Origin of the sequence: Kitasatospora sp. NPDC089797, from assembly GCF_040684795.1 — a bacterium.
Taxonomy (GTDB): Bacteria; Actinomycetota; Actinomycetes; order Streptomycetales; family Streptomycetaceae; genus Kitasatospora.
The window spans coordinates 143,903-156,473 of record NZ_JBFBGS010000013.1 but is presented as its reverse complement, the minus strand read 5'-3'; the positions used below and the strand labels follow the sequence as shown (position 1 = coordinate 156,473).

Genomic DNA, 12,571 nt, shown 5'->3' with positions numbered 1-12,571 from the left:
TTCTTGCTCGAACCTGCCCGGGTACGCTGATTCCCGCCGATCGGGGCGGGGGTCGGGCGGCGGTGATCGGCACGGGCCCGACGAAGACGGAGCCCGGCCCGTGCACGCGGCCGGTGACCAGCGGGAAGGAGCTCGGTACTACCGGACGGCCGTGGCGACCGCGACGGCGACGACGATCCGCGGCCGACTATGCGGCGGGCGGTCGTGGTGGCGTGTCGAGCGGTGCATGTCCCTCATCCAAGCCTGCCCGGGGGCCCGGGGCAAGCCCGTTCACCCGCCCTGACGAACCCCTGACGCGCCGTGGACGCCGCGCCCGCCCCGTACGGGCCCGGCCTCGACGCCGGGTTGACGCCGGACTGCCGCCGGACCGCCGGTACCGGGCCCCGGACGGCCGCCAACTCGCCCCGGTGCCACCGCAGTCGCCAAGGTTCCGTCAGCAACCGGCCCGCCGCTGCCAGGCTTTCGTCAAGGAGCCGCCCCCGCGGCCCGCGCCCTGCCGTACTGGACGGATGTCCGTCACCACCCCGCCCGTCACCACCCCGCCCCTGACCGACCGGCTCGGCGCCGACCGGCTCGGCGCCGAGCGGCCCGGCGCCTCCCTCCTGCCCGCCCACGTCCTCCGGAGCGCCCACGGCGGCTGGTGGACGGACGACCCCGGCGACCCCCGTGCACTGCTGGTGCACTGCGGCCCGGAACGGCTGCTGCACGGCGACCCGGCACGGCTGGACCCGGACGTGCTGGCCCGCCACGGGCGGGGGCAGTTCCACGCCCCGGAACACTTCCTGCCGCTGCTCGGCCGCACCTTCAGCCACCTCACCCCGTGGGTGCGGGTGGTGCACGTCCACGCCGAGCGGCCCCGGCCGGTGTCCCGGAACACCGCCGCCTGGGTCCGCCCGCTGGAGGCCGGGGACACCGCCCGGCTCGACCGCTTCGCCCGGCGGGCCGCCGGGTCGGCCGCCGGGTCGACGGCCGCCGGCCCGCACTGGATCGCCGAAACCTGGGGCGGCCACCGCGCGCTGGCCGGGGGCGGGTTCGCCTGGGGCGCGTTCCTCGGCCCGTACCTGGCCTCAGTGGTGTGCGGGTACCTGGTCGGCCGGGAGCATCTGGACCTCGCGGTGGCCACCGACCCGGCGTTCCGCCGCCTCGACCTCGCGCTCGCCTGCGTCCACGCCGCCACCGCCGCCGCCCGCGGCCGGGGGCTCACCCCGACCTGGTCGGCGCCCCGGAGCAACCGGGCGAGCCGGGCGCTGGCCGAGGCGGCGGGCTTCCGGGCGGTGCGCCACGAGGTGGTGTACTGGGCGGGCCCGGCACTCGCCCGCTGACCGGGCGGCGGTGTCAGGGGGCCGCCGGCCCGTCAAGGCGGAGGCGCTCGACCCGGATCGACCGGCGCGGCAGGGCGGCGGGCAGCGAGAGCAGCAGCGCGGCGGCGGTGAACAGCGCGAAGTGCTCCCCCTCCACGCCCGCCCCGGACCAGCCGAGTTCGGCGTGGTGGTGTTCGGCGAAGGCGTTGCAGCACAGCCAGGCCGCCAGGCCGACCACCGGTGCGGCCCGCGGCCGGGAGTACGCCCCGGCCAGCACGGCCAGGCCCAGGTAGGCGAGGTACGGGAGCAGGCCGGCGTGGAGTTCGCCGAACCGGTCGAGGCCGAGTGCCAGCAGCCCGCCGGCCGGCAGGGCCAGCGCGAAGGACACCCCCGTCGACAGCCGGTCCAGGACCGGCCGGTAGCGTCGCCCGCCGGGGCGGGCGGAGTACATGCGCATGGTTGCGTCCCAGCCTCGCCGTACGTTCGTCCGGCGCCAGCCAACCGGACGGGCGGCGCGCCACCGCTGCGTCTTGACGCGATCCTGACGCCGCCGCCCGCCCTCGCTACGCGGTCCTGACGCCGCGGGCCGCGGAACGGCGGCCGACCCGGTGCCGGGCTGAGTCTCAGGGCCGCTACCGGGCCCGGTGTCAGGCCGTCGCCCGGGCCAGGCCGAGCACGAAGGCGGTGGCGCCGCCGGGCGCCGGTTCGACCGTCAGTTCGCCGTGCATCGCCTCGACGAAGCCGCCCAGCACGGCCGGGCCCGCGCCGCTCCGGTCGCCCGCCCGATACCCCTGGACGGTCACCCGGACGTCCACCCGCCCGGCCACCGCGCCGGCCGCCACCAGGACCGGCCCGCCGCCCGCCGCACCCAGCGCCAGCGCGTCCGCGACCGCCCGCCGCAGCAGCCCGGGATCGGCCAGCACCCGGGGCAGGCCGGGCTCCAGCTCCAGCTCCACCCGGACGCCCGGCATCCCGTCGGCGGCCGCCCGGACCGCCTCGGCCACCACGGTCGGCCGCAGCACCACGGTCAGCGTCCCGGCCCGCAGCCGGCCCAGGTCCAGCAGGTCGGCGACCAGCCGCGCCATCCGCTCCGCCGCGGCGCCGATCCGCTGCCCGGCCGGCCCGGGCAGCGCCCCGGCCTCCCGGCGCACCGCCGCCAGCGGCGCCCGCAGCTCCCGCCCGACCTCCTCCAGCAGCGCGGTCTGCTGCTCGTCGGTGCGGGCGAGTGCCTCGGCCCGCGCGGCCTGCGCGGCCAGCCGCTCGCGCTCCCGGGCCAGCTTCAGCTGGGTGACGTAGGGGCCCAGCAGCCGGGTGTCCTCCTCGGTGAGCGGTGCGCCGCGCAGGACCAGCACCGTGCCCTCGCCGAGGTCGACGGCGAGCGAGGCCTCGTCCGGCCGCTGCGGCACCGTCGCCCCGGCGGCCGCGGCCGGCTGCCACAGCGCACCGGTGCGCACCAGCACCGCGGCGCCGTCCAGCCCGAACACCTGCCGCAACTCGGCCACCAGGTCGGGCAGTACCCGCGGCCCGGACTCCACCGTCTCCCCCGCCAGCCGGGCCAGCACGGCCGCCTCCGCGCGCGCCCGCCCGGCCTGCTGGGAGCGCCGGGTCAGGCCGTCGATCAGGTGCGCGATCACCCCGGCGACCGCCAGGAACAGCAGCAGCGCCGCGAGGTCCGCGCCGTGCTCCACGGTCAGGCTGTGCCACGGCGTGGTGAAGAACCAGTCCGCCGCCAGCGCCCCGGCCGCGGTGGCGCCGGCGGCCGGCAGCAGCCCGCCCAGCCGGGCCGTCCCGGCCACCGCCAGCAGCAGGCACAGCAGCACGCCGGACAGGCCCATCGACCGGCGCAGCGGGGACAGCGCCCAGGTCAGCGCGACCACCCCGGCCGGTCCGAGCAGCCAGGCCAGCCGGCGCCGGCGGAGCGGGACCAGGGCCGGGCGCCGCCGTCGGGGCCCGGCCGGTACGGTCAGCAGCCCCGGCTCGCGGGCCGGCAGCACGCGCACGTCGATCGGGCCGGCCAGCCGGATCACCCGGTTGATCACCGAGCCGTGGACCAGCTCGCGCAGCCGGCTGCGGCCGGTCGGCCCGAGCAGGATCTGGGTGGCGCTCTCCGCCCGGGCGAAGTCCACCAGGGCCCGGGCCACGTCCCCGCCGCTCACCTCGACGAAGCTGCCGTGCAGTTCCTGGAGCAACGCGCGGTGCGCCGCCAGGCCCGGCGGTTCGTGCTGCGTCGTACCGTCGTCCAGCCGGACGTGCACCCCGATCAGGTCCCCGTGCATCCGGGTCGCGGTCCGGGCGCCGCGGCGGATCAGGTGCTCGCCCTGCGGGGCGCCGTTCAGCGCGACGACGATCCGCTCCTTGGTCTCCCAGGGCGCCCGGATGCCGTGCCGGGCGCGGTAGTCGGCCAGCTCGTCCTCCACCCGGTCGGCGAGCCAGAGCAGCGCCAGCTCCCGCAGGGCGCCGAGGTTGCCCGCCCGGAAGTAGTGGTCCAGCGCGACGTCGATCCGGTCCGGCGGGTAGACCTCGCCCTGGGCGAGCCGGGTGCGCAGCGCCTCCGGGCTGAGGTCGACCAGCTCGATCCGGTCGGCGGCACGGACGACCTCGTCCGGGACGGTCTCGCGCTGGGCGGTGCCGGTGATCTGCTCGACCACGTCGTTGAGGCTCTCCAGGTGCTGGATGTTGAGCGTGGTCGCCACGTCGATGCCCGCGTCCAGCAGCTCCCGGACGTCCTGCCAGCGCTTGCGGTGGCGCCCGCCGGGCGGGTCGGTGTGCGCGAGCTCGTCGACCAGCGCGAGCGCCGGGCGGCGGGCCAGCAGGGCGTCCAGGTCCAGTTCCGTCAGCTCCGCGCCCCGGTAGGCCACCGGGCGCCGGGGCAGCACCGGGAGGTCCCCGAGCTGCTCCTCGGTGCCGTGCCGGCCGTACGTCTCCACCAGGCCGACCACCACGTCCAGGCCCTCGCCGCGCAGCCGTCGGCCCTCCCGCAGCATGGCGTAGGTCTTCCCGACTCCCGGCGCCGCCCCCAGGAACACCCGCAGCCTCCCGGTCACCGTCCGTCAGCCCCTCTTCCGCTGCTGTGCTCCGGCGCTCGTGCGCCCGTGCGTCTCGTTCTCCGTGCCCGGCTCGGGGCGGAGGCCGGGCGTCACGCTATGCGACCGGGACGTGCGGCTCCGGCATCCGCTCGCCGGTGTCCCTCCATTGGTCCATCGGTCCGGCCGGACCGGCCCGCACGCGCACGGCGACGGCCCGCCCCCGGGGAGCGGGGGCGGGCCGTCGGACCGGCTTCAGCGGGGGCTCAACGCCCCTCGAAGGACTTGACGTTGTCGCCGAAGCTCCAGCCCTTCGAACCGTCCCAGTTGAGCGACCAGGTCATCAGCCCCTTCAGCGCACCGCCGAAGGCGCTCCAGCCCTGGCCGACCGAGCCCGGGTCCATGTAGCCGCCGCCCGCGCCGGGTTGGGCCGGCAGGCCGGGCACCTGCTTGTCGTACGGCACGGTGATGGTGGTTCCCTGGATGGTCAGGCCGTTGTTCAGGCAGGTGGTCTGCACGGTGAAGCCCTGGACGGTGCCGGCCTGGTAGGAGTCACCGGAGCAGCCGTACATGCTGCCGTTGTAGTACTGCATGTTCAGCCACCACAGCTGGCCGTTGTCGACGTACTTCTTGATGATCGGCAGGTAGGCGCCCCAGATCGAGCCGTAGGTGACGCTGCCGCCGGTGACGTACGCCGTCTCGGGGGCCATCGTCAGGCCGAAGCCCGCGGGCATCTGGGCCAGCACGCCGTCGATGATGCGCTCCAGGTTGGCCTGCGAGGCGGAGAGCGTCTTGATGTCGCCGCCCCCGGACAGGCCGGTCTCGATGTCGATGTCGATCCCGTCGAAGTTGTACTTCTTGAGGATCGGGACGACGGTCGCCACGAAGCGGTCGGCGACGGTGCTGGAGCTCAGGTCGATGCCCGCGGCGGCGCCGCCGATCGACATCAGGATGGTCGCGCCGTTCGCCTTGGCCTGGCACATCTCGGCGGGGGTCGCCACCTTGACGTTGGTGTCCATGCCGTCCTGCCACTGGACGGTGCCGTCGGAGAGGATCACCGGGAAGGCGGCGTTGATGACGTTGTAGCCGTGCGCGGCGATCCGGCTGTCGGTGATGGGGATCCAGCCGAGGCCCGGGTGGACGCCGTTCACGGCGCCGTCCCAGTTCTCCCAGTAGCCCTGGAGGACCTTGCCGGACGGCCTGGGCTTCGTCGGGCAGGTGTCGCTGCCCGGCGGGGTGGTGGGCGGGGTCGTCGGCGGGGTGGTGGGAGGCGTGGTCGGCGGAGTCGTGGGGGGCGTGGTGGGAGGCGTGGTGGGCGGGGTCGTGGGGGGCGTGGTCGGCGGCGTGGTCGGCGGGGAACTGGTGCTGCCGCCGGGGCCGGTGAGCGACACGTCGTCCGCGTAGTAGGCGGGCTGCCCGTACCAGCCGTGCAGGTAGACGGTCACCGAGGTGGTGTTCGCCCCGGTGGTGAAGTTGACGCTGAGCTGGCTGTACGAGGAACTGCTCGGCGTCCAGGTGGACGGGTCGCTGCCGCCGCCGGTACCGCTGGCACCCAGGTAGGCGTAGCTGCCCTGGACGTAGGCGCTCAGCGTGTACTGGGAGTTGGGCTGCACGCTGACGGTCTGGCTGCACTGGGCGGTGTCCTGGCCGGTCGGGGTGGCCTTCAGCGCCGAGTTGCCGGAGTGCACCGGGCTGCTGACGACCGCGCCGGAACCGCCGGAGCAGGTCCAGTTGGCGAGCCCGTTCTCGAACCCGGGGTTGGCGATCAGGTTGGGGGTCGCGGCCCCGGCGGTGACGGAGCCCACCACCGCGATCCCGGCACCGATCAGGGCGGCCGCGCTCAAGCCGGCCAGCGAGCGCCGCAGCGCCGTCGGCCCGGGCTGGGCGCGGCTGCCGCGGTCGACCCGCGTCGCGCGCTCCAGCCCGGCCCGGGGCGGGGCGTTCCCCGGGCGCCCGCCCGCGGTGCGGGCCCGGTCCGGACAGGGACGGAGAGCATCCGATGCGCGCGGGGTGCGCGGCCTCCGACGGAACATGCTGAACTCCCTTCCCGGCCGGGCGCCATGGACAAGGCCGACGCGTGGGGGCGTGCCGCCCGGCTGGATGAGGTGGGGACATGTGGGGCTGTGCCGGACCGGATCGTAGGAGGACCGGCCGGAGCGGTCAATAGGTCTGGACCATTTAGGTCTGGACCAATTCCGCGGTACAGCCCGTGCCACGGCGGACGGCACGGTCGGGGCCGGAACGACAGCGGCGCGGGAGGCCGGTCCGACCGGCCTCCCGCGCACCCCTGTCACTCACCAACCCGTCACGCACGGCGTGTCACCGACGGACCCGCCGCGCACCGGCCTCCCGGGTCAGCCGCTGAAGCCGAGCGCCCCGGGCACCGGCCCCTCGGCGGCGGCCGGCCGGGTGCCGCGCCACCAGTGCGGCGCCGCCGCCTTCGCCGGGGCCGCCGGCAGCTCGATCGACCTGATCAGCTCCCCGGCCCGCCCGCGGATGTCGATCCGGACCGGCAGGGTGCGGCCGCGCACGCTGGTCCCGCCCGCACCGGCCGCGTGCACCTGGCCCAGCGTCTCCGTCACGGCCCGGACCAGCGCCGCCGCCACGTCGTCCCCGCTGACCGGCGCGAGGTCGTCCCGCAGCCAGTGCAGGAAGAGCGTCCAGTCGCGGCCGCGGCCCGCCGTGCGCGGCTGGGTCGGCTCCGCGCTGAAGCCGAGTTCGGTGAGCGCCTCGATCAGCGACTCCACGTCGTCACCGTCGAGGTGCTGGAAGTTCTCTTCGACGAGCAGGTGCGCCATGGGACGTTCCCCCGTGTGATGACCGTACGGACGCGGGCGTCGGCGACGCCCCCGGGGGACGATCTTGACGGTCCGCACGCCGCACCGGAATGCGCGGGCCGCCGTCTTGACGGATTCCGTACGCGGGGAGCCGGCGACCGGCCCGGTCGGGCAGCCCCGGTGGGGGCTGCCCGTCAGCGCCGGTCAGTAGAAGAGGTCGGGGCTGAGCTGGTAGTCGTAGCCGCTGCCACCGGGCCAGTAGAAGCGCACCTCGGCCTTGTAGTCGTGGCCCCCGCTCGGGTTGGTGAGGGTGTAGGAGTAGGTGTACTCACCGCTGTGACACGGGAAGGTGGTGTCCAGGGCCCGGCCGCCGGTGGTGTAGTCCCAGAGGATCACCTCCTCGTTGCAGTTGCCGTTCCCGAAGTTGCTGTACGCCTGCGCCGTCACCTGGCCGTTCCCCGCGCTCACGCAGGCCCGCTCGGTGTCGGTGCCGCCGCAGCCGCCGCCGCTCGACGCCGCGGCGGTGCCGGCGCCGGCCAGGCCGAGGCCGGCGACCAGCGCCGTGCCGAGCAGGGCGACGGCCGTCTTGCGGACTCCGTTGACGAACATCCCGGTTCTCCCTCTCGATCGCGACCCGGTCCTTCGACCGGGCACACCGGAAGGTTCGGACACCCCGATGGACAAACGATGAGCACCCGCGTCAGGCCAGGCCGAGCAGCACGGACTCGACCTCCGCCGCGTGCACCGGGAGATCCAACTGCCGGAACCGGCGCAGTGCTTCGCCCAGGACGACGCGGGCCCGGTCGGTGCGCCGCAGCATCGCGCAGGCCTCCCCGAGGGTGCCCAGCGCGAACCCTTCGAGCGTGCCCGAGGCCTGCCGGGCCAGCGGCAGGGTCTCCTCCACCGAGCGGACGGCGGCCCGCGCCCGCCCCGCCGTCAGGTGGACCTGGGCGACCAGCACGCCCGCGGCGACGTGGTAGTCGGTCAGGCCGATGCTGCCCAGCCCCCGGCGCGCGCGCTCGGCCTCGGCGAGCGCCGGGGCCAGGTCGCCGCCCAGGTGCAGCACCCGCGCGAGGTAGAAGCGGCTGACCGCCTCCGCCCCGCGGAACTGCCGACCGGTCAGCTCCGCACCCCGGACGGCGGTGGCCCGGGCCCGCGCGAAGCGGCCGGTCTGCGCCTGGCAGACGGCGAGTTCACCGAGCGTCAGGCCCTCGGCGGCGGCGTCCCCGAGCGCGTGGAAGAGCGCGGCGGCCCGGCCCAGCACGACGATCGCCTCCTCGTAGCGCCGCTCCAGCCGGGCGGTCGCCCCGAGCAGGTGCAGGACCCGCGCCCGCAGCCCGCTCAACTCCCGCCCCCGGCACAGCGGCAGCGCCCGGTTCAGCTCGACACCGGCCTGCGCGAACCGGCCGGTGTGCCAGAGCATGCCGCCGCGCACCGAGCGGGCCAGGACCTCGGCGGCCGGCTCGGCGCGCCGGTGTGCGGCCTCGGCCAACCGCCCGGCGAGCTCGGCCACCGAGGCCGCGTAGCCGCGGCCGAAGAACGCCCCGCCCATGGTGTCCACCAGCTCGGCGGCCTGCGCCAGCGACAGCCCGTCGTCAGCGCAGGCCCGGTGGACCACCGCGTGGTGCAGGGCGCTCTGGGCCCGCATCCAGGTGTTGGCCGCCTCGATGCTGCGGAAGGCGGGGCCCGCCCCGGTGGTCACCACCGGGGCCGCACCGCGCCGGGCCAGATCGGTGCGGTGGGCCGCCGCCGCCGCGCTCCGGGCGCCCGCCACGCAGTGGTCGAGCAGCCGGGCGAACGCGGCGGTGACCGCCCCGGGAGCGTCCTGCCGACCGCTCCGCTGCCGGGCGAACACCCGGACCAGGTCGTGGCAGCCGTAGTGGTCGGCGGCCGGGGACTGCAACAGGTTGAGGTCCACCAGCGCCTCCAGCAGGGCGCGGGTCTCCGCCGGACCCCGGTCGAGCAGCGCGGCGGCGGCCGGGAGGGCGAGGTCGGGCACGTCCGGCAGGGCCACCAGCCGCAGGGCGCGGGCCTGCGGCGGATCCAACCGGGCGTACGAGAGCGCCAGGGCGGGCTCCACGGCGGTGTGGTCGCAGGCGAGTTCGGCGAGCCGGGTCGACTCGTCGGCGAGGCTCGCGGCGAGCCGGGCGAGCGGCTGCCCGGGGTCGGCGGCCAGCCGGGAGCCGGCCACCCGGACCGCCAGCGGCAGCAGCCCGCAGGCCCCGACGATCGCGGCGGCCGCCCCGGGCTCGGCCTCGACCCTGGCCCGCCCGGCCGTGGCGGCCAGCAGGTCGAGCGCCTCGGACGGCGCCAGGGCGTCGAGGTGGAGGTGCTGGGCCCCGGGCAGCAGGCTCAGCCAACTGCGGCTGGTGATCAGCACCGCGCAGCTCCGGGCGCCGGGCAGCAGCGGGAACACCTGGGCGGCGTCGGCCGCGTTGTCCAGCAGGAGCAGCAGCCGGCGCCCGGCCACCGTGGTCCGGTAGAGCGCGGCGCGCTCGACCGGGTCGACGGGGATCGCCCGCTCGGCCGTGCCGAGGGCGGTGAGCAGCACGGCGAGGGCCTCGGCGGGGTCGAGCGGGTCGGCCCGGGTGCCGCGCAGGTCCAGGTGGAGCCGGCCGTCCGGGTAGCGGTCGCGCAGCGCATGGGCGACGTGCAGGGCCAGGGTGGTCTTCCCGACCCCGCCCAGGCCGTTGACGGCCAGCACGACCACGGCGGCCGGGTCGGGCCGGGACAGCGTTCCGGCCAGGTGCGCCACGGCCTCCCGGCGGCCGGTGAAGTCCGCCACGGCGGGGGGCAGTCGTGTCGGGTCGGAGGTCACAGCGGCGGGGGCGGCGGCCGGGGCGGCGGCCCGGTCGGACCGGGTCGGCGTGACGTCCAACTCCGGTTGCCCCAGGCCCTGTTCCTCGAAGAAGCGGCGGGCCTCGGCGCGCACCGCGCGGGCCTCGGCCGGGCGGCCCGAACGGTCCAGCTCCGCCGCCAGGAGCGCCCGGAAGCGCTCGTGGAACGGATGGGCGAAGACGGCCCGGCCGAGGTCCACCAGGCAGCTCGGGCTGTCCCCCAGCTCGACGTCCAGGCCGAGCTTGGCCTCCAGGGCGGTGAGCCGGCGCAGCTGCAGCCGAAGACGCAGCTCGGCGGCGTGCGGGCCCGGCAGGCCGGCCAGCGGCTCGCCCCGGTGCAGGGCCAGCGCACCGGCCAACCGGTCCCGGGCGTACGGGAGTTCCCCGGCGGCGGTGGCCCGGTCGGCCTGTCCGACCAGGGCGTCGAAGGTGCCGACGTCCACCGCCCCGGCGGGCACGTCCAGCCGGTAGCCGCCGTCGACGGTCACCAGCAGGTGCTCGGCGGCGAACCTCCTGAACTCCCGGCGCAGCCGGTAGGCGTGGGTCGCCAGCACGGACCTGGGCCGGGCCGGCGGGCGGTCCTCCTCGAAGACCCCGGCCGCCAGCGCCTCGGCCGTGAGCACCCGTCCGGGCCGGGCCAGCAGCATGGCCAGGAAGGCCTGTTGCTGCCGTCGGCCCAGGTCGAGCGGCTGGTCGCGGGCCCAGCCGGCGGGTGGGCCCAGCAGCCGGAAGTTCAGCCCGGCGGCGCCGTCGTCGTCGGGGCCGCCCCGGCTCACCGCGGCGCGCCGATCGCATCGGTCGCGCGGGTTCCGCCGGGCGCACCGGGTCCGCCCGTTCCGCCCGTTCCGCCGGACGCGCCGCAGGCGGGCGTCGGAGGGCGGACCCGCAGGGCGGCCGCCGGCGCGTCCCGGCATCGCCCGGTCGGCAGGATCCGGAGCAGCGGAGTCGGCACCAGCGGCACTAGCTGCCGCACCGCAGCCGCCCCTTCGGCGACGGGACCAGGGCGGAGACCGCCCAGGACGGCCGGCGCAGCAGCAGGTCGGCCGCGCGGCACAGCGGACCCGGCAGGTGGTCGCAGGCGGCCGCCAGGGCCTGGACGGAGCACGGCTCCCGGCCCGCCCGGTCCGGCCCGAGGATCCGGTCGAGCAGGAGCAGCGCGTCGGTCGGGCTCAGCCGGCCCAGGCGGACCCGGTGTTCGCCGTCGGGCTCCGGCCCCGGCCGGTCCGCCCCGTCCGGGCGTTCCGGCGGCTCCGGGCCGCCCGGGTCGGCGAGCGTGACGAGGGCGGCGCAGCCCGGTGCCGTCGGCAGCAGCGGGCGGGCCCGCTCCACGGCGGCGGCGCCGTCCAGCACCACCAGGACGCGCCGCCCGGCCAGCAGCCGGTGGAACAGGGCCCGGCGGTCGGCGAGGCCGGCGGGCACCGCCGACTCCTCGACGCCCAGCGCGCGGACGAAGGCGGCCAGGATCCGGGCCACCGCAGCCCGGTCCGCGCCGCGCAGGTCCGCGTACAACTGGCCGTCCGGGTAGAGGTGCACGGCCCGGTGGGCGGCGTGCACCGCCAGGGCGCTCTTGCCGGTCCCGGTCGCGCCGGCCACGGTGACCAGCGGTGCCGTCGTCCGCGCCGCCCTGCCCAGCACCTCGCCGATCTCGGCCAGTTGCGCCTGTCGACCGGTGAACTGGGCGAGGTCCGGCGGGAGTTGGAGCGGGCGCCGAACCTCACGGGCCCCGGGCGTCGGGCCGGGCGGGCCGGGCGGGCCGGACAGCTCGACGCCGAGGTCCCGGTGGTGCCGCACCGCCTCCTCCCGCCGGTCGCCCAGGAGGCGGCGTTCGTGCGCCGCGAACGGCCCCGGGACGTCGTCCAGCGCCCGGCCCGTCCACAGCGCGAGGGCCTCGGCGAACAGCGAACGGGCCCGTTCCGGCTGCCAGTTGCGGCGGGCGGCGGCCGCCTCGGCGATCCCGGCCAGGAAGGCCGTCCGGTCGACGGCCCCGGGGTCGACGTCCAGCCGGTACCCCTTGCCCTCGTGCCGCAGGACGCTCGCGCCGACCCGGTCCGGCGCCGGGCCGTCGAGCACCTTGCGCAGCCGGTACACGTGGCCGGGCAGCGCGCCGACCCGGTCGGGCGCCTCGTCCCCCTCGTCGCCCCAGACCCCGTCGACGATCTCGCCGACCGGCACGGGCCGGCCCGCGGCGGCGAGGAGCACCGCGAGCACCGCGCGGTCGCGGGCCCGGTTGAACCGCAGCTCCCGGCCCGCCTGCCAGGCCCGCAGCGGTCCCAGGACAGTGAAGTGCAGCTCCGGCACGACCCCTCCAGCTGGCTGGTAATGACGGTCAGTCATCCTACCTATCCGGAGGGTGAGTTGACCGGTGACGCCGGGCCACCGCCCGGTCGACGGTGGGGCGCGGGCGCCGGAGGGCGCGGCGCCGCGGCGCGCGCCGCAGCCGGAGCGAGAGCCCGGGCCCGCGGTCGGAGCGAGGACCCGGACCGCGTGCGCGCCGGACGATGCCGGGTCACGGACAGGCGGACGGGCCCCCCCCCGGGGGGGGGGGGGCGGCGGGGCCCATGGGCGATAGCGGGGGGGGGGGGCACAAACCCGCGGTGAGTAGGCCCCGGGGGGGGCGGGGGGGTGGGGGGGGA

At 77.1% G+C, this 12,571-nt stretch carries 7 protein-coding genes and 2 pseudogenes; 1 reads left to right on the top strand and 8 read right to left on the bottom strand.

Annotated features, from left to right (window positions below; genetic code table 11):
• Positions 1-509 precede the first annotated feature (509 nt).
• Positions 510-1,322 carry a GNAT family N-acetyltransferase gene (locus AB0O91_RS12915; RefSeq protein ID WP_363431110.1) on the top strand — a complete coding sequence of 271 codons (813 nt, stop codon included), beginning with the start codon at positions 510-512 and terminating at the stop codon, positions 1,320-1,322.
• A 13-nt stretch (positions 1,323-1,335) separates the two neighbouring features.
• On the opposite strand, the gene AB0O91_RS12910 is transcribed toward AB0O91_RS12915, so the two are convergent.
• The 8 genes and pseudogenes from AB0O91_RS12910 to AB0O91_RS12875 form a co-directional block, all read right to left on the bottom strand.
• On the bottom strand, positions 1,336-1,758 hold the full coding sequence (locus AB0O91_RS12910) for a hypothetical protein (RefSeq protein ID WP_363431108.1): 423 nt from the start codon (positions 1,756-1,758) through the stop codon (positions 1,336-1,338).
• Between the two features lie 190 nt (positions 1,759-1,948).
• Positions 1,949-4,345 (bottom strand): DUF4118 domain-containing protein, encoded by a 2,397-nt coding sequence (locus AB0O91_RS12905; RefSeq protein WP_363431105.1) that lies wholly within the window; start codon positions 4,343-4,345, stop codon positions 1,949-1,951.
• A 245-nt stretch (positions 4,346-4,590) separates the two neighbouring features.
• A pseudogene (locus AB0O91_RS12900) lies at positions 4,591-5,550 on the bottom strand (chitinase); the annotation flags it as partial.
• Between the two features lie 207 nt (positions 5,551-5,757).
• A pseudogene (locus tag AB0O91_RS12895) lies at positions 5,758-6,357 on the bottom strand (carbohydrate binding domain-containing protein); the annotation flags it as partial.
• Between the two features lie 321 nt (positions 6,358-6,678).
• Complete coding sequence (locus AB0O91_RS12890; protein ID WP_363431103.1) at positions 6,679-7,122, bottom strand: hypothetical protein; 444 nt, start codon at positions 7,120-7,122, stop codon at positions 6,679-6,681.
• A 183-nt stretch (positions 7,123-7,305) separates the two neighbouring features.
• Positions 7,306-7,710, bottom strand: a complete 405-nt coding sequence (locus AB0O91_RS12885) for a hypothetical protein (RefSeq protein WP_363431101.1) — start codon at positions 7,708-7,710, stop codon at positions 7,306-7,308.
• A 91-nt stretch (positions 7,711-7,801) separates the two neighbouring features.
• Positions 7,802-10,714, bottom strand: a complete 2,913-nt coding sequence (locus AB0O91_RS12880) for a BTAD domain-containing putative transcriptional regulator (protein WP_363431099.1) — start codon at positions 10,712-10,714, stop codon at positions 7,802-7,804.
• Positions 10,715-10,898: 184 nt separating this feature from the next.
• The gene (locus tag AB0O91_RS12875; RefSeq protein ID WP_363431096.1) at positions 10,899-12,272 is read right to left on the bottom strand and encodes an AAA family ATPase; all 1,374 of its coding nucleotides are present in this window, start codon (positions 12,270-12,272) and stop codon (positions 10,899-10,901) included.
• Positions 12,273-12,571: the final 299 nt, after the last annotated feature.

Excerpts from the sequence above, each read along its gene's own strand:
- AB0O91_RS12915 (WP_363431110.1), top strand. The coding sequence starts at position 510 with ATGTCCGTCACCACCCCGCCCGTCACCACCCCGCCCCTGACCGACCGG.
- AB0O91_RS12910 (WP_363431108.1), bottom strand. The coding sequence starts at position 1,758 with ATGCGCATGTACTCCGCCCGCCCCGGCGGGCGACGCTACCGGCCGGTC.
- AB0O91_RS12890 (WP_363431103.1), bottom strand. The coding sequence starts at position 7,122 with ATGGCGCACCTGCTCGTCGAAGAGAACTTCCAGCACCTCGACGGTGAC.
- AB0O91_RS12885 (WP_363431101.1), bottom strand. The coding sequence starts at position 7,710 with ATGTTCGTCAACGGAGTCCGCAAGACGGCCGTCGCCCTGCTCGGCACG.
- AB0O91_RS12875 (WP_363431096.1), bottom strand. The coding sequence starts at position 12,272 with ATGACTGACCGTCATTACCAGCCAGCTGGAGGGGTCGTGCCGGAGCTG.